General features: G+C 57.6%; 23 protein-coding genes. 6 read left to right on the forward strand and 17 right to left on the reverse strand.

Annotated features, from left to right (window positions below):
• Positions 1-69: 69 nt before the first annotated feature.
• Positions 70-1263, forward strand: coding sequence for an MFS transporter (locus tag SP68_RS23385; RefSeq protein ID WP_008807176.1), 1194 nt, complete (start codon positions 70-72; stop codon positions 1261-1263).
• A 65-nt stretch (positions 1264-1328) separates the two neighbouring features.
• Here the strand turns inward: SP68_RS23385 and SP68_RS23390 are convergent, their stop codons facing one another.
• From SP68_RS23390 to ulaA, 6 genes are read right to left on the reverse strand one after another with little or no spacing between them, the layout of a single operon-like run.
• The gene (locus tag SP68_RS23390) at positions 1329-2015 is read right to left on the reverse strand and encodes an L-ribulose-5-phosphate 4-epimerase (protein ID WP_012969108.1); all 687 of its coding nucleotides are present in this window, start codon (positions 2013-2015) and stop codon (positions 1329-1331) included.
• Entirely contained in the window at positions 2015-2869 is an 855-nt protein-coding gene (locus SP68_RS23395; RefSeq protein ID WP_008807178.1) for an L-ribulose-5-phosphate 3-epimerase, read from the reverse strand. The genes SP68_RS23390 and SP68_RS23395 overlap by 1 nt, the downstream gene beginning before the upstream one ends.
• A 9-nt stretch (positions 2870-2878) precedes the next feature.
• Positions 2879-3529, reverse strand: a complete 651-nt coding sequence (gene ulaD / locus SP68_RS23400; RefSeq protein ID WP_008807179.1) for a 3-keto-L-gulonate-6-phosphate decarboxylase UlaD — start codon at positions 3527-3529, stop codon at positions 2879-2881.
• A gap of 13 nt (positions 3530-3542) precedes the next feature.
• Entirely contained in the window at positions 3543-4010 is a 468-nt protein-coding gene (ulaC, locus tag SP68_RS23405) for a PTS ascorbate transporter subunit IIA (protein WP_040217711.1), read from the reverse strand.
• Positions 4011-4019: 9 nt separating this feature from the next.
• On the reverse strand, positions 4020-4325 hold the full coding sequence (ulaB, locus tag SP68_RS23410; RefSeq protein WP_023291723.1) for a PTS ascorbate transporter subunit IIB: 306 nt from the start codon (positions 4323-4325) through the stop codon (positions 4020-4022).
• Between the two features lie 12 nt (positions 4326-4337).
• Positions 4338-5738 carry a PTS ascorbate transporter subunit IIC gene (gene ulaA, locus SP68_RS23415; RefSeq protein ID WP_012543107.1) on the reverse strand — a complete coding sequence of 467 codons (1401 nt, stop codon included), beginning with the start codon at positions 5736-5738 and terminating at the stop codon, positions 4338-4340.
• Between the two features lie 366 nt (positions 5739-6104).
• Here ulaA and ulaG point away from each other — a divergent pair, with 366 nt between their 5' ends.
• A complete protein-coding gene (gene ulaG / locus SP68_RS23420) occupies positions 6105-7169 on the forward strand; it encodes an L-ascorbate 6-phosphate lactonase (RefSeq protein ID WP_008807182.1) in 1065 nt (354 codons plus the stop codon).
• A gap of 107 nt (positions 7170-7276) precedes the next feature.
• On the forward strand, positions 7277-8032 hold the full coding sequence (ulaR, locus tag SP68_RS23425; RefSeq protein WP_008807183.1) for an HTH-type transcriptional regulator UlaR: 756 nt from the start codon (positions 7277-7279) through the stop codon (positions 8030-8032).
• On the opposite strand, the gene yjfP is transcribed toward ulaR, so the two are convergent.
• Entirely contained in the window at positions 8029-8745 is a 717-nt protein-coding gene (gene yjfP / locus SP68_RS23430) for an esterase (protein WP_040971220.1), read from the reverse strand. The two genes, ulaR and yjfP, sit on opposite strands and share 4 nt — an antisense overlap.
• Positions 8746-8954: 209 nt before the next feature.
• On the opposite strand from yjfP, the gene bsmA reads away from it, so the two are divergent.
• Together bsmA and yjfN are read left to right on the forward strand one after the other, a co-directional pair.
• Positions 8955-9263, forward strand: coding sequence for a biofilm peroxide resistance protein BsmA (gene bsmA / locus SP68_RS23435; protein ID WP_040971218.1), 309 nt, complete (start codon positions 8955-8957; stop codon positions 9261-9263).
• Positions 9264-9400: 137 nt separating this feature from the next.
• A complete protein-coding gene (yjfN, locus tag SP68_RS23440) occupies positions 9401-9676 on the forward strand; it encodes a DUF1471 family protease activator YjfN (protein WP_008807186.1) in 276 nt (91 codons plus the stop codon).
• On the opposite strand, the gene SP68_RS23445 is transcribed toward yjfN, so the two are convergent.
• The 6 genes from SP68_RS23445 to SP68_RS23470 all read right to left on the reverse strand — a co-directional run bounded on the left by SP68_RS23445 (position 9667) and on the right by SP68_RS23470 (position 16893).
• Entirely contained in the window at positions 9667-11304 is a 1638-nt protein-coding gene (locus tag SP68_RS23445) for an isovaleryl-CoA dehydrogenase (protein WP_038422026.1), read from the reverse strand. The two genes, yjfN and SP68_RS23445, sit on opposite strands and share 10 nt — an antisense overlap.
• 125 nt (positions 11305-11429) lie before the next feature.
• Positions 11430-12161 carry a 23S rRNA (guanosine(2251)-2'-O)-methyltransferase RlmB gene (rlmB, locus tag SP68_RS23450; protein WP_008807188.1) on the reverse strand — a complete coding sequence of 244 codons (732 nt, stop codon included), beginning with the start codon at positions 12159-12161 and terminating at the stop codon, positions 11430-11432.
• 82 nt (positions 12162-12243) lie between these two features.
• On the reverse strand, positions 12244-14682 hold the full coding sequence (rnr, locus tag SP68_RS23455; RefSeq protein WP_008807189.1) for a ribonuclease R: 2439 nt from the start codon (positions 14680-14682) through the stop codon (positions 12244-12246).
• A 36-nt stretch (positions 14683-14718) separates the two neighbouring features.
• A complete protein-coding gene (gene nsrR / locus SP68_RS23460; protein WP_002885667.1) occupies positions 14719-15144 on the reverse strand; it encodes a nitric oxide-sensing transcriptional repressor NsrR in 426 nt (141 codons plus the stop codon).
• Between the two features lie 150 nt (positions 15145-15294).
• Entirely contained in the window at positions 15295-16593 is a 1299-nt protein-coding gene (locus SP68_RS23465) for an adenylosuccinate synthase (protein WP_008807190.1), read from the reverse strand.
• Between the two features lie 102 nt (positions 16594-16695).
• Positions 16696-16893 (reverse strand): DUF2065 domain-containing protein, encoded by a 198-nt coding sequence (locus tag SP68_RS23470; RefSeq protein WP_002885664.1) that lies wholly within the window; start codon positions 16891-16893, stop codon positions 16696-16698.
• Between the two features lie 223 nt (positions 16894-17116).
• Between SP68_RS23470 and SP68_RS23475 the strand changes: the two genes are divergently transcribed.
• Positions 17117-17407 carry a hypothetical protein gene (locus SP68_RS23475; protein ID WP_023339447.1) on the forward strand — a complete coding sequence of 97 codons (291 nt, stop codon included), beginning with the start codon at positions 17117-17119 and terminating at the stop codon, positions 17405-17407.
• 82 nt (positions 17408-17489) lie between these two features.
• On the opposite strand, the gene hflC is transcribed toward SP68_RS23475, so the two are convergent.
• From hflC to hfq, 4 genes are all read right to left on the reverse strand, one after another.
• The gene (hflC, locus tag SP68_RS23480) at positions 17490-18494 is read right to left on the reverse strand and encodes a protease modulator HflC (protein WP_002885662.1); all 1005 of its coding nucleotides are present in this window, start codon (positions 18492-18494) and stop codon (positions 17490-17492) included.
• 2 nt (positions 18495-18496) lie between these two features.
• Positions 18497-19759 (reverse strand): FtsH protease activity modulator HflK, encoded by a 1263-nt coding sequence (hflK, locus tag SP68_RS23485; protein ID WP_012543112.1) that lies wholly within the window; start codon positions 19757-19759, stop codon positions 18497-18499.
• Between the two features lie 65 nt (positions 19760-19824).
• The gene (hflX, locus tag SP68_RS23490) at positions 19825-21105 is read right to left on the reverse strand and encodes a ribosome rescue GTPase HflX (RefSeq protein WP_008807194.1); all 1281 of its coding nucleotides are present in this window, start codon (positions 21103-21105) and stop codon (positions 19825-19827) included.
• 75 nt (positions 21106-21180) lie between these two features.
• The gene (gene hfq / locus SP68_RS23495; protein WP_002885659.1) at positions 21181-21489 is read right to left on the reverse strand and encodes an RNA chaperone Hfq; all 309 of its coding nucleotides are present in this window, start codon (positions 21487-21489) and stop codon (positions 21181-21183) included.
• Between the last annotated feature and the right edge of the window lie 84 nt (positions 21490-21573).

A 21573-nucleotide genomic window follows, 5' to 3' on the forward strand; every position in this document is an offset into this window, starting at 1 on the left:
ACCGACTTATCAGCGCCATCGCAACCTGATTTAATCAGCCACTCGCCATTTGATAATCAGGAGTGATTGATGGTTCCGCGTTTCGCCACTTTAGGCCGTATCCCCAAAGGCGTTTGGGTACTCGGCGGCGTCAGCCTGCTGATGGATGTCTCCTCCGAGATGATCCACAGCCTCTTACCGTTGTTTATGGCCACCACCCTCGGCGCCAGCGTGATAATTATCGGTCTTATCGAGGGACTGGCGGAAGCCACCGCCCTGATCCTGAAAGTCTTCTCCGGCGTGATCAGCGACTATGTCGGCAAGCGCAAAGGACTAGCGCTGCTGGGATACGGCCTGGGCGCGCTCAGTAAGCCGCTGTTTGCCATCGCCCCCACCGCCGGAGTGGTGTTTAGCGCCCGCATGATTGACCGCGTAGGCAAAGGTATTCGCGGCGCGCCGCGCGATGCGCTGGTTGCCGACGTCACCCCGCCGGAGATCCGCGGCGCCGCCTACGGGCTCCGCCAGGCGCTGGATACCGTCGGCGCCTTTCTCGGCCCGCTGCTGGCGGTGCTGCTGATGTTTATCTGGGCCAACGATTTTCACGCTATTTTCTGGGTGGCGGTCATTCCCGCCGTGCTCTCCATTCTCCTGCTCGGGTTTGGCCTGCAGGAGCCAAAATCCGCCATCGCACACAAACGCAGCAATCCGCTGAAGCGCGAAAACCTGAAAAAGCTCTCCGCCGCCTACTGGTGGGTAGTCGCCATCGGCAGCATCTTCACCCTCGCCCGCTTCAGCGAAGCCTTTCTGGTGCTGCGCGCCCAGCAGATGGAGATCCCGCTGTTTACCATCCCGCTGGTGATGGTGGCGATGAACCTGGTCTACAGCCTCACGGCTTACCCGTTCGGTAAACTCTCAGACAGCATGAGCCACAGCAAACTGCTGCAGTGGGGACTGCTGGTGCTGATCCTCGCCGATATCGTGCTGGCGCTCAGCGGCCACTGGAGTACGCTACTGCTCGGCGTCGCGCTGTGGGGGATTCATATGGGAATGACCCAGGGCCTGCTGGCAGCGATGGTTGCGCATACCGCGCCGCCGGAACTACGCGGTACGGCATTCGGTATGTTCAACCTGATGAGCGGCCTGGCGCTGCTGCTGGCCAGTACCGGCGCAGGGGTACTGTGGGAAACCTTCGGCGCCGCCTCGACGTTTTACGCCGGCGCGATAATTTGTATGGTCACGCTCATCGGCATGCGCGTGATGCCGTCGGCCTATCGTCAGGGCTAAAAAAACGGCTCCGGGGCCAGACCAGTTGCTTCACCGTGAGGGGTGAAAGCCCCGGAGCGCGCTATCTACTTTTGCCCATAGTAGGCGTTTGGCCCATGCTTACGCTGAAAATGCTTATTCATCAGCCAGCTATCGATGGGCTGCAACTGCGGATTAATCCCGCGGGCAATCCACGCCATGCGCGCCACTTCTTCCATTACCACCGCGTTGTGTACCGCCTCGTGGGCGTCTTTGCCCCAGGCAAACGGCCCGTGCTGATAGACGACGATCCCAGGCGTATGCAGCGGATTCGACGCGCCCAGCGTTTCGATAATCACCTGCCCGGTGTTCAGCTCGTAAGCCTCGTCCACCTCCTGTGCGCTAAGCGCCCGGGTACAGGGGATATCACCGAAGAAGTAGTCCGCATGGGTGGTGCCGAGCGCCGGGATCGCCAGCCCCGCCTGCGCCCAGGCGGTGGCATGCGTCGAGTGGGTATGCACCACTCCGCCAAGGTCGGGATAACGACGATAGAGCGCCAGATGGGTGGCGGTATCAGAGGAGGGGCGATACAGCCCTTCCACCACGTTGCCCTCAAGATCCACGACAACCATATCGTCCGCCTTCATGGTCTCATAGGCGACGCCGCTGGGCTTGATCGCCACCAGCCCGCGCTGCCGGTCAATGGCGCTGACATTGCCCCAGGTGAAGGTCACCAGACCGTAGCGCGGCAGATCCATATTGGCCTCGAACACCTGCTGTTTCAGTTGTTGCATTACGCCGCCTCCATCAGGCCCGCGCGGGCCATCCGCGCCTTCACCCAGTCACGTGCCTTCGCCACCTCCGCCAGCGGATCAGCGCTGGTTTCGCTCCACATCTCAATCAGATACGGTCCGCAGTAGCCGGTCTGCTTGAGCGTTTCGAAGCAGCGTTCAAAATCGACCACCCCTTCGCCAAACGGCACGTTTTTAAAGACGCCAGGTTTCGTGTCTTTGACGTGTACCGCCACGATATGCCCGCTCCCCGCCTTCAGTTCCATCTGGACGTCGTTATCCCACGCTGACAGATTGCCGATATCAGGGTAAAGCTGGAACCACGGATTATTCAGGTAATGGGCGTAGCCTAAGGCCTTACTGATCGAGTTCATCAGCGGGTAATCCATGATCTCCATCGCCAGCGTGACCTGGGCACGGCTGGCCATTTCGACGCTCTGTTTCAGGCCGTCGCGAAAGCGGCGGCGCGTCTCATCGTTCGCCTGCTGGTAATAGACGTCGTAGCCTGCCAGCTGGATCACCCGGATCCCCACATCCTGCGCCAGCTGGATGGCTTTACGCATAATTTCCAGCCCCTGATGACGCACCGCGTCGTCTTCACTACCCAGCGGAAAACGGCGATGGGCGCTAAGGCACATCGATGGTACCCGGACGCCGGTGTCAGCCACCGCCTTGACCAGCGCCAGACGCTGCTCGGGGCTCCAGTCCAGTCGCGCAAGGCGCACGTCCGTTTCATCGAGAGACATTTCCACAAAATCAAAGCCCAGCGCCTTCGCCAGCTGCAGCCGCTCCAGCCAGCACTCCCCGGCGGGGAGCGCTTTTTCATAGATGCCGAGCGGAATGGATTTCGCCAACATAACCGCTCCTTAACCCCACAGCTGGGCGATAGAGCGTTTAAACTGGCGCGCCGCTTCCACCGGCGAGGCGGCATCGCGGATGCTGCGCCCGGCAATAAAGACGTGAATAGGGATACCCGCGAACAGCGGCAGGTCTTCCAGCGCCAGACCGCCGGTGACAGTCACTTTGAAGCCCATATCGGACAAACGTTTAATCGCGCTGATATCCGCCTCGCTCCACGCCACGCCTGCCGCCTGTGCGTCGCGGCTGCGGTGATAGACCACCTGCTGAATACCCGCCTCGCGCCATGCCTGCGCCTGCTCCCAGGTCCAGAAGCCGGTCAGCTCAATTTGCACATCGCCGTTAAATTCTTTGGCGACGTCCAGCGCCCCTTTGGCGGTATTGATATCGGCACAGCAGATCACCGTGACCCAGTCGGCGTTGGCTTCAAAGCACATCCGCGACAGGATCTTGCCGGCGTCGGCAATTTTGGCGTCCGCCAGCACGATTTTATGCGGATACAGCGCCTTCAGATCGCGCACCGCACGCACCCCTTCGCCGACGCAAAGAATAGTGCCGACTTCAATGATATCCACCTCTTCGGCGATCAGGCGGGTCGTTTCATAGGCGCTGGCCAGCGTTTGGTTGTCCAGAGCGACCTGTAACATAGGTAATGACATGATGGTGTTCCTTTTAAACAGCCGCCGCGGTGGCGTTTTTGATTAAATCCAGCACTTCCTGCTCGCTACGGCAGGCGCGTAAACGGTCGAAATTGGCTTCATCGTCAAACAGGTTAACGATCTGCATGATGCCCACCTCCTGGTGGGTGGTGGCGTCAACCGCCGCCATGGTGATCAGAATGTCGACCGGGTCGTTATCTTCATGGTTGAAAATCAGCGGTTTCTTTAGCGTGACCAGCGCAAAGCCGGTTTTTTTGACGCCCTCTTCCGGCCGCCCGTGCGGCATCGCCAGCCCGGGGGCAATCACAAAATAGGGGCCGTGCTCGGCCACGCCGTCGAGAATGGCCTGGTAATAGCGCGGTTCCACGACGTCGGCGGCCACCAGCAGGTCGACGCCGATTTTTACCGCCTCCTGCCAGGTTTCCGCTTCCGCCTGCAGGCGAATGGAGTGGTTCTGCGCCAGCGATTCATGAAGTTTCATGGCCGCTCCTTATTTCACGTCCTGCGGGAAGTGAGTTTTAATCACCTCCAGCAGTTTTGGGCCGAAATCCGCCGGCGACAGCATATTGCGTACGCCCACCACGTGTTTATTGCCGGAGACGGTAATCTCCCCCGCGATATGGGTTGAAGCGATGATGATATCCGCGCCGTTCAGTTCGCTTTTGTATTCACCTACCGCGCAGCTGTTTACCGTGTGGTCGATGTTGGATTGCGTCAGGAACTGATCCACCTTCATTTTCATGATCATGGAACTGCCTTGCCCGTTGCCACACACAGCCAGAATACGTACGGTCATAATCAGAACTCCTTATTGGGCAGAGGCCTCTGCCAGTTGTTTTTCCGCGTCTTCCTCGGCACGCAGCGCGCGGCCGGCGAAGAACATATAAGCCAGTGCAATCAGGATGATGACGGCCATAAACGCCAGCCCGATGGAGGCGAAGCCCTGCATCATCGGCGGCGCCAGAATCGACCAGTCCGCCATCCCCATCCAGGCGCTCATACCGGTGAGCTTCACCGCCCATACGCAGCCGAAAATTTCAACCATGCCCATCACCAGGCAGATCTTGAGCGCCGCACGCCAGCCGCCGAAATGGTTGGCAAAAACGCCAATCGTCGCGTTGGAGAAGAACATCGGGATAAAGCCTGGAATAATCAGAATTGAAGAGCCGATGCCGACCAGAATGCCGACGGCAATCAGCTGGCCGATGGTGCCCCACATAAAGCCCCACACCACCGCATTCGGCGCAAAGCTGTAGATCGCGGCGCAGTCAATCGCCAGCACCGCGCCGGGGATCAGGCGTTGCGAGATGCCGTTGAAGGCTTCGGACAGTTCGGCGACGAACATCCGCACGCCCTGGGTAATGATGAAAATGGCCACCGCGAAGGAGAAACCGGTCTGCAGGATATAGACCGTCCAGTGGGTTTTGCCCGCCATCGCCTGCACCACATCAATACCGAAGGAAAGCAGGATCGCGCCAAAGAAAATGGTCATCACAATCGCGGTAGAGACGATGTTGTCGTGGAAGATATTCAGCCAGCCGGGCAGCTTGAGGTCTTCGACGCTCTCCTCTTTTTTCCCCAGATACGGCGCCACTTTGTAAGCAATCCACGAGGCAAACTGCTGCTGGTGACCGATGGAAAAACCGCAGCCGTCGGTGACCAGTTGGGTAGGCTTGAACATCATGTTGGAGGTGATCCCCCAGTACAGAGAGACCAGTACCGCGGTGCAGATAATGGTCGTCCACATCCCGTAACCAAAGATGAAGAACGAGACCGCAATCAGCCCCGCCTGCTGAAACATGATATGGCCAGTCAGCATGATGGTGCGGATACCGGTAATGCGGCGCAGCAGGACGTAACAGATGTTCAGCGCCAGTGCCAGGAGCACCGCATACCCTACCCAGCTGTAGGCCTCGCCCATCCGGTCGATGGTCGCCATCATCGAGGCGTAAGTATCGGAAATCGCGCCATTGATGCCATAGACCTCTGACATTTTCGCCACCACCGGCTTAAAGGTGCTGGTGAGGATGCCGGAACCGGCTTGTAACAGCATGAAACCAATGATGGTTTTGATCGTACCTTTGATAATCACGCTGACGCTTTTACGCAACAGGATATAGCCAAGGCAGGTCACGATACCCAGCAGCAGCGGGGCATTGGTCATGACCTGATTAAAGAAGACGGTAAAGATGTTGTAGAGGATCTCCATAACACACTCCAGAAGAGGAAGGCTTTGAACGCGCATGTCGCTCAGCAGTTGTCGTCGCCCTCACTCTAATAATCAAAAATAATCACAACAAGATTGAATTTGATTAAATGTGACGTACGCCGCAATAATCCTCACTTTCACTCTGGTCATTACCAATTATGTACGTAGACACACAAATAAACATTTTTAAATCATATAGATAAAACAACATCTAACGTCAATTTGAGCGGATGGAGCCCGGAAATTATGCGCGACGCCTCGCAAAAATGCAGGAAAACGAGATTGCAATCTTGAAAACACAGTGACAACATAAATCAAAACCAATCAAATACTGATCACTTTTGAAAATGCATGAGGAAGACCGCGATGAGTAAAGTCCAAACCATCACCCGAGAATCATGGATCCTGAACACTTTTCCGGAATGGGGTAGCTGGCTGAATGAAGAGATTGAACAAGAGCAGGTTGCGCCAGGCACCTTCGCCATGTGGTGGCTGGGCTGTACCGGCATCTGGTTAAAATCCGAGGGTGGGGCTAACGTCTGCGTCGATTTCTGGTGCGGCACCGGTAAACAGAGCCACGGCAATCCGCTGATGAAAACCGGCCATCAAATGCAGCGGATGGCGGGGGTGAAGAAACTGCAGCCGAACCTGCGCACCACCCCGTTCGTGCTCGATCCGTTCGCCATTCGCCAGATTGACGCAGTACTGGCGACCCATGATCATAACGATCATATTGACGTCAACGTCGCCGCCGCCGTGATGCAGAACTGCCCGGCCGATGTGCCCTTTATTGGGCCGAAAACCTGTGTCGACCTGTGGATCGGCTGGGGCGTACCGAAAGCGCGCTGTATCGTCATGAAGCCCGGTGATGTGGTGAAGATCAAAGACATTGAGATCCACGCGCTCGACGCGTTTGATCGCACAGCGCTGATCACCCTCCCGGCGGATCAAAAAGCCGCCGGCGTGCTGCCGGACGGCATGGACCAGCGCGCAGTCAACTATCTGTTTAAAACGCCGGGCGGCAATCTCTACCACAGCGGCGATTCCCACTACTCCAACTACTACGCGAAGCACGGCAACGAGCATCAAATTGACGTCGCCCTCGGCTCGTATGGCGAGAACCCGCGCGGCATCACCGACAAAATGACCAGCGCCGATATCCTGCGTATGGCGGAGTCGCTCAACGCCAAAGTGGTGATCCCGTTCCACCATGATATCTGGTCAAACTTTCAGGCCGATCCGCAGGAGATCCGCGTCCTGTGGGAGATGAAAAAGGATCGTCTGAAGTACGGCTTCAAGCCGTTTATCTGGCAGGTCGGCGGCAAATTTACCTGGCCGCTGGATAAAGACAATTTCGAATATCACTACCCGCGCGGCTTCGATGACTGCTTCACCATTGAGCCGGACCTGCCGTTCAAATCCTTCCTGTAAGCCGCCTCCGGCAGGCACTGCCTGCCGGAAATACCCCGTCTCAGGGTTAGTATTTTCACATGATTTCAAATATCATCTTTGCCGTTCACTTTTAATCGGATTCGCTCATGACGGAAGCGCAAAGGCACCAAATTCTGCTGGATCTGCTCGCCCAAACGGGGTTTGTTACCGTAGAGCAGGTGATGTCGCGGCTCGGGATCTCACCCGCAACCGCCCGACGTGATATCAACAAGCTGGATGAAAGCGGCAAACTGAAAAAGGTTCGCAATGGCGCGGAAGCCATTAGTGAGCAGCGCCCCCGCTGGACGCCGATGAATATCCATCAGGCGCAAAACCTGGATGAAAAAGTGCGTATCGCACGCGCCGCTTCGCAGCTGATCGCGCCGGGGGAAAGTATCGTCATTAACTGCGGCTCCACCGCCTTTCTGCTGGGGCGGGAACTGTGCGGTAAACCGGTGCAGATCATCACCAACTATCTGCCGCTGGCTAATTACCTGATCGACCAGGAGCACGACAGCGTGATTATCATGGGTGGACAGTACAACCGCAGCCACGCCATCACACTCAGCCCCCACGGTAGCGAAAACAGCCTGTATGCCGGGCACTGGATGTTCACCAGCGGCAAAGGACTCACCGCCGAAGGGCTCTACAAAACCGATATGTTGACCGCCATGGCCGAGCAGAAAATGCTCAACGTGGTCGGCAAACTGGCGGTGCTGGTCGACAGCAGCAAGGTCGGCGAGCGCGCCGGGATGTTATTCAGCCAGGCCGGGCAAATTGACGTGGTGATCACCGGGAAACAGGCTGATGCCGCAATCCTCAAACAGCTTGAGGATCAGGGCGTCAGCGTGATCCGCGTTTAAAGATGCTGGCGGAAAAAGGCGACCGTCGCGGCCAGCGCCTCTGGCGTAATACGATGGCGGACGCCCTTTTGCCAGAGGCAGGTCAGCCTGGCGGCAAGATCGCCTTGCCGCAGCGCCTGCTCAAGACGGAAGGTCTCTTCCGGCGGCACCACATCGTCAGCGTCCCCATGCCAGAGCAACAGCGGTCGCCGGGCAAGGGACGCCAGCTGATGGCTGACATCCCATTCGCGGAGACTGTCAGCATCAAAGCCAGGCGAGGGAAACAGGGTTTGCGACAGCGAACGAAAATAGCCCGACCCCATCAGACAAGCGACGCTGTTCAGTTCGGGATGGTGCGTCATGATGCCCAGCGCCGTCATCCCTCCCATCGAGGCGCCAGCCACCGCCAGCCGCTCTCCCTCCAGCCATCCCTCGGCGATAATCGCCTCGCGCAACGCGGGAAACTCCCTGAAATTCTGCTGCAGGATCGGCCAGAAGCGCTGCATCCGCCCGGCTTCGTCGCCCTGATAACGCGCCCCATGCTCCGGCGCATCCGGCATGATCACCCGGAAGCCCGCCTCGGCCAACGCCACCGCAAAGTAGCTGTAAACCAGCTTCGAGGAGGTAAAGCCATGATAAAAGACGATACAGGGCAAGGGTTTATCCAGACTCTCCTGCGGGCAGGCATGCAAAATTTCACCGCCGCCGAGGTTGCGCATTTCTAGTGCAATCATTTATCGTCTCCCTTCTCTATCGTGGTAAGGCGTCATGGGAAAATTCATTCACCGGGCAACCCAGTTTGCTACGATTCATAATGTTGAGAACCCGGTTACGCTTTCACAACATTTTCATTCGAAAATCGCGTCAGAGATAACAGTTCGGGAACATTCCCCGGCAATCCTGTTAAGGCTACCACTACACTATCACTATCAGGAAACGAGATATGGTTATGCGCAGGTTTTCACCGTGGTTACTGGCTATCGTCCTCAGCGGGTGTAGTGCCCTGCAGGGAACGCCGGAAGCCCCGCCGCCCGCCACCGCCCATCCGCAGGAGATCCAGCGTAACCAGACGGCTGGCCTGCAGAAAATGGCCACGGTGAGTGTGCTGATGTACGGTTCGCCGATGGATGTCGAAGCGGCGCTGAAGGCCAAAGCAGAAGCGGCCAAAGCCGATTACTACGTCATCATCATGATCGATGACACCATGGTACCCGGCCAGTGGTATTCGCAGGCGATCCTCTATCGTCGATGACGAGGCGGCGTCTTTAAATCTGCTTTACACAGCTTTGCGTCCATTCACGTTCTCCTGTGCATAATAACGTTCGGCCAGCCACCTGGCAGGACGTTAGCAACGGACTGCCCTTGGGACTACGTGAAATGGAGCTGACGATGAAACGATCTTTTACCCTACCCAGCCTGCTGTTTACCGCTGCGACGGCCAATACGTCCGCGCAGTCAGCCGAATTCGCCAGCGCGGATTGCGTCACTGGCCTGAATGAAATCGGTCTGATCTCCGTCACTAATCTTTCCGGCAGCCAACAGGATGTGGAGCACGCCATTGCCCGCAAAGCGGACGAGCAAGGCGCCTCCTGGTATCGCATTATTCAGATGTACGAAGAACAACAGCCGGACAGCTGGCGCGTTCAGGCCATTCTCTACGCCTGAGGCGCCTGGCGCCCGCGCCCCATGGCCCGCAGCAGCAGGTCGTCGAGGGTCGGCGCATCAAGACGCATGCCGCCGCGGGTGTCGAGCATCATCCGACACCAGGCTTCAGCCAGCGGCGGCGAAGCGTGGCGCAGCATCTGCGCCCCCGCGCCAAGACGATAGACCAGCCGGGCAATCTCTCTCCCCTGCTCTTCGGCGGGCCGTCTCAGCAGCTGCTGCAGTTGACGCCACGCGCGGTCGAGATGGCGATTCTGTCCTTTCACCTCCGCGCACTCTGCCGCCAGCAGCTCCATCGCCGCCGGCTGCTTGCTGAGCACCCGCATGACATCGAGACACATAATGTTGCCGGAACCTTCCCAGATGCTGTTGACCGGCATCTCACGGTAGAGGCGCGGGAGTTCGCTCTCCTCGCAATAGCCGATGCCGCCGAGCACTTCCATCGCCTCGGCGACAAACGGGATGCCGGCCTTACAGATGGCAAACTTGGCCGCCGGCGTAAACAGGCGCGCCCAGGCGCTTTCCCGGGCATCCTCCCGACGGTCCCAGGCGCGAGCCAGGCGAAACAGAAACGCGGTTTGCCCCTCCAGACGCAGCGCCATTTGCCCCAGCAGCTGGCGCATCATCGGCTGATCGACCAGGTTTTTGCCAAACGCCTGACGCTGTAGCGCGTGATACAGCGCCACCGAGAAGGCGCGACGCATCAGGGCATGGCTGCCCAGCGCGCAGTCAAAGCGGGTCAGGCCGCCCATCCTGAGGATCTGCCGCACGCCGTCGCCCTCTTCGCCCACCAGCCAGCCGCAGGCATCATAAAACTCCACTTCACTGCTGGCGTTGGAGCGGTTGCCAAGCTTCTCTTTTAAGCGTTCAAGACGCACGCCGTTGCGCTGCCCGTCGGGCAGCAGACGCGGCACAAAGAAGCACGACAGTCCCGCGGGGGCCTGGGCCAGCACCAGGTGGGCATCGCTCTGCGGCACTGAGAAGAACCACTTGTGTCCCACCAGCCGGTAAAACCCTTCCGCCGTTTTCTCCGCTCGGGTGGTATTGCTCAGCACATCGGAGCCCCCTTGCTTCTCGGTCATCCCCATGCCGATCAGCAGGCCGCGCTTCTGGCCGCCAGGCGCGAGGTGGGGATCGTAACGGTCGCTCAGCAGCGGCGACAGCCAGTCGCGAAAGGGCGCGGGCAGGGCGTGCTGCAGCAGGGGCGTCGCGGCGAAGGTCATGGTAATCGGGCACAACGTCCCGGCCTCCACCTGGGCATGGAGCAGAAAGCGGGCGGCACGCGCCACAAACGCGCCTTCGCGGGCATCCTCCTGCCAGGCGAGGTTATGCACCCGGTTCGCACACAGCCCCTGCATCAGCAGGTGCCAGGCGGGATGAAAGCGCACGTCGTCCAGCCGGGCGCCGGTGGCGTCATAGCGCAGCAGCTCCGGCGGGTTACTGTTGGCCAGGCGTCCCAGCTCCAGCGATTCGGCGGTCCCCAGCTGCTGGCCTATGCTGGCGAGCAAATCGCCATCCCAGCCAGCGCCTTCGCGAGCCACCGCTTCTCGTAGGGCGGTATCGGACAGGAAAAGATTGCTGTTATTCAGCGGAGTCGGTTGATTAAAAACGGTGTGCGTTTGCCAGTGCATCGTGTCTCCCTCCATCAATGGCGATAGCCATAAGTATGGTTTTCCAGGGGGATTCTCGCCCGCGAAAGCGGTCACAAAAAAGCCATCCCGGAGGATGGCTTTTTTGGATTCGTCGACGGTTCAGCTTAGCTGCGCTGGCGCACCGCTTCAAACAGGCAGATGCCGGTGGCCACCGAGACGTTCAGCGAGGAGACGCTACCCGCCATCGGGATGCTGATCAGCTCATCGCAGTGCTCGCGGGTCAGACGACGCATACCTTCACCTTCAGCGCCCATCACCAGCGCCATCGGGCCGGTCATTTTGCTCTGGAACAGCGTATGGTCGGCTTCGCCAGCGGTCCCGACGATCCAGACGTTCGCTTCCTGCAGCAGACGCATGGTACGCGCCAGGTTGGTCACGCGGATCAGCGGGACGTTCTCCGCCGCGCCGCAGGCCACTTTCTTCGCCGTCGCATTCAGCTGAGCGGAACGATCTTTTGGCACGATCACCGCATGCACACCAGCGGCATCAGCGCTACGCAGGCAGGCGCCGAGGTTGTGCGGATCGGTTACGCCGTCGAGGATCAGCAGGAACGGCTGATCGTGCTGCGCCAGCAGATCCGGCAGATCGTTCTCCTGATACTGACGTCCTGGCTTCACGCGGGCAATGATCCCCTGATGCACCGCGCCTTCGCTCTTCTCATCGAGGAACTGGCGGTTGGCCACCTGAATCACCACGCCCTGCGCTTCCAGGGCATGGATCAGCGGCAGCAGGCGCTTATCCTCACGGCCTTTCAGAATATAAACTTCCTGAAAACGCTCAGGTGCGCGTTCCAGCAGTGCCTGCACCGCATGGATGCCGTAAATCATTTCACTCATTGATGTACTCGTTTTAGGTTCTGTTATCCGTCCCCTTCACCCCGTTCTGCGCCAGCAGACTTCTGGAGTGAAGGGACGTCAATCACTCGGCGATTTTCTTCTTTGCCGCGCGCTTGGCTTTGGTCGCGGCGGCGATTTTCTGTGTTTTCGCCGACGGTTTTTTCGCTTTCTTCTCGCCTTTGGGCTTCGCTTTAGCCTGGTCTTTTTCTTTGCGGAACGCGCTATCCGGCTCGAAGTTCACCTGTTTACCCACCTGGCGGCGACGGCCACCCGGTTTGCCAGAGGTGCTCTTTTTCGCTTTCTCACGGGCGGTTTTGCCAACATTACGCGGCGCACGCTCGCTGGAAATCAGGCTGAAATCAATCTTACGCTCATCCATGTTGACGGCTTCCACGCGGACTTCCACGCGGTCGCCCAGACGATAAGTCTGGCCGCCGGACTCGCCGATCAGCCGCTGGCCAACCTGGTCAAAACGGTAATAGTCGTTATCCAGGGAGGAGACATGCACCAGACCATCGATAAACAGATCGTTCAGGCGGACAAAGAAGCCAAAGCCGGTCACGCTGGCGATGACACCGGAGAAGGTGTTGCCCACCTGATCCTGCATGAAGTCGCACTTCAGCCAGTCGGACACTTCACGCGTCGCTTCGTCGGCGCGGCGCTCGGTCATCGAACAGTGCTGGCCCAGCTGGAGCATCTCTTCCATGCTGTAGTGCCAGCCGCCGGTCTCGGTGCTATTCCCTTTATGTCCCTGCTCTTTTGCCAGCAGATACTTGATGGCGCGGTGGAGCGACAGATCCGGGTAGCGGCGAATCGGCGAGGTGAAGTGGGCGTATGACTGCAGTGCCAGGCCAAAGTGGCCACGGTTTTCCGGATCGTAGACCGCCTGCTTCATGGAGCGCAGGAGCATCGTTTGCAGCATTTCGGCATCCGGACGATCGGCAATGGAGGTCAACAGTTCGGCGTAATCGCGCGGCTCCGGCTTGTTGCCGCCCGGCAGCTCCAGTCCCAGCTCAGCCAGCACGGTACGGAACGAGGTAATCGCTTCGGTGCTTGGCTTATCGTGGATACGGAACAGTGCCGGCTCCTGCGCTTTCTCAACGAAACGCGCGGCGGAGATGTTCGCCAGGATCATACACTCTTCAATCAGCTTATGCGCATCGTTACGCTGAGTCTGTTCGATACGCTCAATACGGCGTTCGGCATTGAAGATGAATTTAGCTTCTTCACTTTCAAATGAGATACCGCCGCGCTCTTCGCGGGCGCTCTCCAGCACTTTGTAGAGGTTATGCAGCTCTTCAATATGCTTCACCAGCGGCGCGTAGTGTTCGCGCAGCTCCTGATCGCCCTGCAGCATATGCCACACTTTGGTGTAGGTCAGGCGAGCATGTGAACTCATCACCGCTTCATAGAACTTAAAGCCGGTCAGGCGGCCTTTTGACGAAATCGTCATCTCGCACACCATACACAGGCGATCGACCTGCGGGTTCAGCGAGCACAGGCCGTTCGACAGCACTTCCGGCAGCATCGGTACCACCTGCGACGGGAAGTAGACCGACGTCCCGCGGCTACGCGCTTCGCCGTCCAGCGGCGTACCAGGGCGCACATAGTAGCTCACGTCGGCGATAGCCACCCACAGACGCCAGCCGCCGCCGCGTTTCTTCTCGCAGTACACCGCGTCATCGAAGTCGCGGGCATCTTCGCCATCAATAGTGACCAGCGGCAGAGAGCGCAGATCGACGCGTCCGGCTTTCGCCTCTTCCGGCACCTGCTCTTTGAGGCCGGAAACTTGTTTTTCCACCGCCGGCGGCCAGACGTAAGGAATTTCATGGGTACGCAGCGCCATATCGACGGCCATGCCGGTGCCCATGTTGTCGCCCAGCACTTCGACGATTTTCCCGACCGCTTTGGTGCGGCGGGTTGGGCGCTGGGTCAGTTCGACCACCACCACGTAGCCCATCCGCGCGCCCATAATATCTTCAGGCGGGATCAGGATATCGAAACTCAGGCGGCTGTCGTCCGGGACGACGAAGCCGACGCCAGCGTCGGTGAAGTAGCGGCCAACAATCTGGCTGGTTTTCGGTACCAGCACACGAACGATGCGCGCCTCGCGGCGGCCCTTACGGTCCGCACCCAGCGGCTGGGCCAGCACCTGGTCACCGTGAATACAGGTTTTCATCTGCTCTGACGACAGATACAGATCGTCCTTGCGCCCTTCAACGCGCAGGAATCCATAGCCATCACGGTGGCCAATAACGGTACCTTTGAGGAGATCAAGACGCTCCGGCAGCGCATAGCACTGGCGGCGTGTGAAGACCAGCTGACCGTCGCGCTCCATCGCGCGCAGGCGGCGGCGCAGCGCTTCTATTTGTTCTTCGCCCTCAATATTCAACTCGATGGCCAGCTCATCGCGGCTGGCAGGCTTTTCCCGTTTGGTTAAATGTTCGAGGATAAATTCCCGGCTCGGGATGGGATTCGCGTACTTCTCAGCTTCGCGTTCCTGGAATGGATCTTGTGACATATCGGTTCCTCCGTTGTCATCTCCGGCAGAGTGGCGTCACTCCACCAGTAATAATTTATAAAGCGGTTGATTCTTCTCAACCAAATCAGCCAGCGTATAGTTATCCAGCTCCTTGAGAAAACTCTGCGCGGCTTCAGCTAGCGCCTGTTTCAGACGACAGGCTGGTGTAATGTGGCAAAATTCGCTGCTGCAGTTGACCAGCGATAAGGGTTCAAGGTCGCGCACCACGTCGCCCACGCGGATCTGCCCTGCTGGTTTACCGAGGCGAATGCCCCCATTCTTCCCCCGCACGGCAGTCACGTAGCCCATGCGGCTTAACTGATTGATTATTTTAACCATATGATTACGGGAGACGCCATAGACCTCGGTCACTTCCGAGATGCTGGTCATGCGTCCTTCCGGCAGCGACGCCATATAAATCAGCGCGCGTAATCCGTAATCGGTGAAACTCGTTAACTGCACATAAACCTCAGGGAAAAGAAAACAGGGTATGTCGAGCGACATCATTATTATTGATGATAAACCAGCCAGCGCTCAGGCCGCTAATTTATTTGAAATGGGGCGGGCGAACAGCAAAAACAAGGGCGCCCGAACGGCGCCCCTTGAGAGTGATTACGCGTCGAACGGGTCGCGCAGAATCATGGTCTCGGTACGGTCTGGACCAGTAGAGATGATATCCACCGGCACGCCGGTCAGCTCTTCAATACGAGCGATGTAGTTCAGCGCTGCCTGCGGCAGACCGCTGCGCTCTTTCACGCCAAAGGTGGTTTCGGACCAGCCCGGCATGGTTTCGTAGATAGGCTCGATACCTTCCCAGTTGTCGGCAGCCAGCGGAGTGGTGGTCACTTCACGGCCGTCCGGCATACGGTAGCCGACGCAGATTTTCACTTCTTTCAGGCCGTCGAGGACGTCCAGTTTAGTCAGGCAGAAGCCGGACAGGGAGTTAATCTGCACCGCGCGGCGTACTGCAACCGCGTCCAGCCAGCCGGTACGACGACGACGACCGGTGGTGGCGCCGAATTCGTTACCCTGCTTGCAGAGGAACTCGCCAGTTTCATCAAACAGCTCGGTCGGGAACGGACCCGCGCCTACGCGAGTCGAGTAAGCTTTGATGATACCCAGTACGTAATCCACATAACGCGGACCCAGGCCAGAACCGGTTGCCACGCCACCCGCGGTGGTGTTAGAGGAAGTTACGTACGGATAGGTACCGTGGTCGATATCCAGCAGCGTGCCCTGCGCGCCTTCGAACATCACGAAGTCGCCGCGCTTACGCGCCTGATCCAGCAGATCGGAAACATCAACGACCATGCCGGTGAGGATGTCGGCAATCGCCATGACATCGTCCAGCACTTTCTGGTAGTCAACCGCTTCTGCTTTGTAGAAGTTCACCAACTGGAAGTTGTGATATTCCATCACTTCTTTCAGTTTGTCAGCGAAGGTGGCTTTATCAAACAGGTCGCCAACGCGCAGACCGCGACGAGCAACTTTATCTTCGTAAGCCGGGCCGATACCGCGACCGGTCGTACCGATAGCTTTCGCACCGCGTGCTTTCTCACGTGCGACGTCCAGCGCCACGTGATAGTCGAGGATAAGCGGGCAGGCTTCGGACAGCAGCAGACGCTCACGAACAGGGATACCACGGTCTTCCAGACCTTTCATCTCTTTCATCAGCGCAGCCGGAGACAGCACAACACCGTTACCGATGATGCTGATTACATTCTCACGGAGAATACCTGATGGAATAAGATGGAGGACGGTTTTTTCACCGTTGATTACGAGAGTATGGCCTGCGTTATGGCCACCCTGGTAGCGCACAACATATTTAGCCCGTTCTGTCAGGAGATCGACGATCTTCCCTTTACCTTCGTCACCCCATTGGGTGCCCAGTACGACGACGTTGTTACCCATTTTTCAAAATCACCGTTTGCTTAAAAATGGATTCTACCATCGCTTTTTCAGAGTTACAGCACTTTTTGCATCCAAAATAAGGCAAATCCGACCACTTTTTGATCAGCCAATCGATTTCCTCAACATGTAGTAGATCACAATCCCTGCAACCACAAGTCCGCCGCCAAAGCGGCGCAATAAATTATCCGGTAACTGGCTCAGGCTGGCGACCATTTTGCGCCAGGCGCGAGGATAGAGCAGCGGGCCGAGCCCTTCGAGTACTAAAACCAGCGCCAGCGCCAGCCAAATGGTGGAGTTCATTATCAACCCTAATTGAAAAGTATTATCGTCGCCCTCGCGGGCGTCATCGGCCAGCATGGTGAATTCATTCACTCATTTCATATTGTCCCGTATTTCATCTTCATTATGAACTGGCAAGGTGAAACAAAATTCACAACTAATTGTATTGCTGCATATTTTTTAAATTGTAACTATGCCGTCGCGTACTACAACCCGGTACGTCTACATAATCAGGAAGATTATCATGAGAGAATTAACCGCGTTTGAAATCGAAAATGTGAGCGGCGCAGGCTGGTTACAGGATGGCCTGGCTTCCTTAGGCAGCAAGGTCGGCGCCGCCGCATGGACGATGGGTACCGATGCCCTGAGCATCAACCTGCCGCTGATTGGCACCCTCAATCTGGCCGACCTGGCGCCAGACCTGGGCAAAACCCTGGGCGAAAGCGTTGGGTCGACTATCGGTGGCACCATCGAAAGTGCGCTGGCGAACCTGCCGGTGATCGGTGGCCTGCTGAACAAACTGCTCGGCAACTAATTCACGCCCCCGCAGTATGAAAAAAGGCGCCTGAAACAGGCGCCTTTTCGCGTTAGCACTTCAGGCTTACACCCTCTGCGGCTTATTTACGCGCCGAATCCGGTGAACGCATATAGCGGAAGAAATCGCTGTCCGGGCTCAGGACCATCACATCCTGGTTGCTCTGGAAGCTCTTCTCATAGGCGCGCAGGCTACGGATAAAGGAGTAGAAGCCTGGATCCTGGCTGAACGCGTCGGCAAACAGTTTTGCCGATTCCGCATCGCCTTCACCACGCAGGATACGACCCTGGCGCTCGGCTTCCGCCAGCGTCTTGGTGACTTCGTAGTCTGCGGTCGCGCGCAGTTTCTCAGCTTCTTCCTGACCCTGTGAACGGTGGCGACGAGCAACCGCTTCACGCTCCGCGCGCATACGGTTATAAATCGCTTCCGACACTTCTGCCGGCAGGTTGATCTGTTTGATACGCACGTCGACAACTTCGATACCCAGCGCCGCCATACTGTTCGGGTTGATCACCTGCACTTTGCCGTTGGTTTCCGCTTCCACCCGCTCAGCGGCTTTGGCGATAGCGTCATCAGCCGCCGGGGTGCTGACCTCGTCTTCCGTGCCAGCAGAACCCGAGTTCAGCGCATCGCGCACTTCCAGCGTCAGGCGGCCACGGGAGTCGGTGACGATGTCTTTCACATCCAGACGACCAATTTCAGAACGCAGACGGTCAGAGAATTTACGCTTCAGCAGCACCTCGGCCTGGGAGACGTCGCCGCCGCCGGTTGCCAGGTAGTAACGGCTGAAGTCACTGATGCGCCACTTGATATAGGAGTCGACGATCAGGTCTTTTTTCTCTTTGGTCACAAAACGGTCAGCCTGGTTGTCCATGGTCTGGATACGCGCATCCAGCATCTTCACCGATTCGATAAACGGGATCTTGAAGTGCAGGCCCGGCGCATACACCAGCGGCTTGTTTTCGTCGTCGCGCAGAACTTTACCGAAACGCAGCGTAATCCCGCGCTCGCCTTCCTTTACGACAAAGACTGACATGTAGAGCACTACCAGCACGATGACAATGATCGCGATAACAGATTTACGCATCGTTATTCCCCCTGACGCTGGTAGTCGTTACGCTGCGCGTTAGCGCGGCGTTGGTCCATAATGCTACCCCCGGTTGAGCTCGAGGTTGATGAGGTGCTGGCGCTGCCTGTGCTGGATGCAGGTGGCAGACGCAGCAGATCGCTGGCGTCACTGCTATCGCTCTTTGCTGCCGGCGCAGCGGCGCCTTTCAGCATCTGGTCAAGCGGCAGAACCATCAGATTGCCGTTTTTGCTGTCATTGACCAGCACTTTGCGGGTGTGGCTCAGCACTTTTTCCATGGTTTCGATATACAGACGCTCGCGGGTAATTTCCGGCGCGGCTTTGTATTCCGGCAGGAGCTTAGCAAAGCGAGCCACTTCACCCTGGGCTTCCAGGACGGTCTGGGTCTTGTAGGCACGCGCCTCTTCAAGGATACGCTGCGCCTGGCCATTCGCCCGCGGCTGTACTTCGTTGGTATAAGCTTCCGCTTCACGGATGTACTGCTGCTCGTTCTCACGCGCGGCAATGGCATCGTCAAACGCCGCCTTCACCTCTTCCGGCGGACGTGCCGTCTGGAAGTTGACGTCCAGCAGGGTGATCCCCATGTTGTACGGGCGGATAGTCTCTTCCAGCTCGCGCTGGGTATCGCTACGGATCACAGTACGACCTTCGGTCAGAATGCGATCCATGGTGTATTTGCCGATCACGCCGCGCAGCGCGCTGTCAGTCGCCTGACGCAGACTGTCATCCGCGCTGGTAACGCTAAACAGATAGCGTTCCGGATCGGTGACGCGGTACTGCACGTTCATCTCAACGCGCACGACGTTTTCGTCAGAGGTCAGCATGACGCCGGAAGCGGCCAGTTCACGTACCGACTCCACGTTCACCGCCTGAACGTTATCGATAAAGGTCGGTTTCCAGTTCAGGCCTGGCTCAACCAGATGGCTGAACTTACCAAAACGGGTCACGACGCCGCGTTCGGCTTCTTTAATGGTATAAAAACCGCTGGCCGCCCAGATAATCACTGCCGCCGCGGCAACGATGCCGACAATACGCCCGCCCATCGGTCCGCGAGGGGTCTGCGCGTTATTACCACCGCCCAGTCCGCCCTTGCCGCCGCCGAGCCCGCCAAGTTTTTTACTTAACTTGCGGAAGATATCATCCAGATCCGGCGGCCCCTGCTCGCGACCACCTTTGTTGCCATTTCCCTCAGAGTTGCCGCCAGGTTTGCTGCTCCCCCACGGGTCGCGGTCCTGTCCGTTATTACCGGGCTGATTCCACGCCATGTATATGCTCCATATTTGTTTTTGATATCCCCACAGGGGTCAATATCTTCAGGCAAGCTGCAAGGTTAAACCACATAGTCAACAAGCGTTGGCTCTTGCTTACAGAGGCGCCGCCAGTCAACGATCGGCATGCGCACCTGCAGACTCACGCTGCCGTCATCCTCCATCCACTCTTTTTCTATCGCCTGAAGCTGATAGAAACGGCTTCTCAGTCGCCCTTCTTTCGGCGGTAAGCGCAGCGTATGCTGGGCCACTTCACCGGAAAGACGTTCCGTTAATGCCTGAAAAAGCAGTGGTACGCCAACCCCGGTCTGGGCTGAAAGCCAGACCCGAATCGGTTTATTTTCATCGTCGCGATCGATGCGCGGCTCAAAATCGTCAAGCATGTCGATTTTGTTCATCACCATCAGCGCGGGGATCTCATCGGCTTCAATCTCAGCGAGAACCGTATTTACCGCATCAATGTTTTCCTGCACACGGACATCCGCCGCGTCAATCACATGCAGCAGCAGCGTCGCCTGACGCGTCTCCTGCAACGTCGCTTTAAACGCGGCTACCAGATCGTGCGGCAGATGGCGAATAAAGCCGACGGTATCGGCCAGTACCGTTTCGCCGACGTCAGGGACGTCAATGCGGCGCAGCGTCGGGTCCAGGGTGGCGAACAGCTGGTTCGCGGCATAGACCTCGGCAGCGGTGATCTGGTTAAAGAGCGTTGATTTTCCGGCGTTGGTGTAGCCCACCAGCGACACGGTTGGAATATCGGCTTTCGCGCGCGACCGCCGCCCCTGCTCACGCTGTTTCTCAACTTTTTCCAGTCGCGACAGGATCTGCATGATGCGGTTACGCAATAAACGACGGTCGGTTTCGAGCTGGGTTTCACCCGGGCCACGCAAACCAATCCCGCCTTTCTGTCTTTCAAGGTGGGTCCAGCCGCGGACGAGGCGGGTTGCCATATGGCGCAACTGCGCCAGCTCAACCTGCAGTTTCCCTTCATGGGTGCGCGCGCGCTGGGCGAAAATATCTAAAATAAGACCGGTGCGATCGATAACCCGGCATTCGCACAGACGTTCCAGGTTGCGTTCTTGCGCCGGACTCAGGGCATGATCGAAGAGCACGACCGACGCGCCGGTCGCTTTAACGGCTTCCGCAATTTCGACTGCCTTACCTTCACCAACAAAATACTTCGGGTGCGGTGCTTTACGGCTACCGGTAATCACCTGCATTGCTTCGACACCGGCGGAAGAGGCCAGAGTTTCAAACTCCTGGAGATCTTCCATATCTTTGTCTTGCGAAAAATAGATGTGTACCAGTACCGCCTGCTCACCGGCGTCATAACGGTCAAACAAGCGTAAACCCCTTATAAAATACCAGCGGGGAACACAGAAAACCTGGCTCCCCGGCGTGGAAAAACAGCACTGGCCTTATTCGGCGTCGTCGCTGTCTTGTTGCGGCGCAGAAGAGCCCTGCGCGCTACCACCGTGGTGATAGTTACTGGAACCGCCGCCAGCATTATTGCTGTGGTGAGACACCGGGCGAGACGGGACAACAGTAGAAATTGCGTGCTTATAGACCATCTGGCTGACCGTGTTCTTCAACAGGATCACGAACTGATCGAAAGACTCAATTTGCCCTTGCAGCTTGATACCATTCACCAAATAAATAGAAACCGGAACGCGTTCCCGACGCAAAGCGTTCAGGAACGGATCTTGTAAAGATTGCCCCTTAGCCATTCTCTCTTTTCCTTATATGTATGCTTGTTTTGTACTCAGAACCTTACGATTCTTAAAAAAAATTACGCACGATACCGTTCAATT

The sequence above is a fragment of the Klebsiella variicola genome (genome assembly GCF_000828055.2).
Lineage (GTDB): Bacteria > Pseudomonadota > Gammaproteobacteria > Enterobacterales > Enterobacteriaceae > Klebsiella > Klebsiella variicola.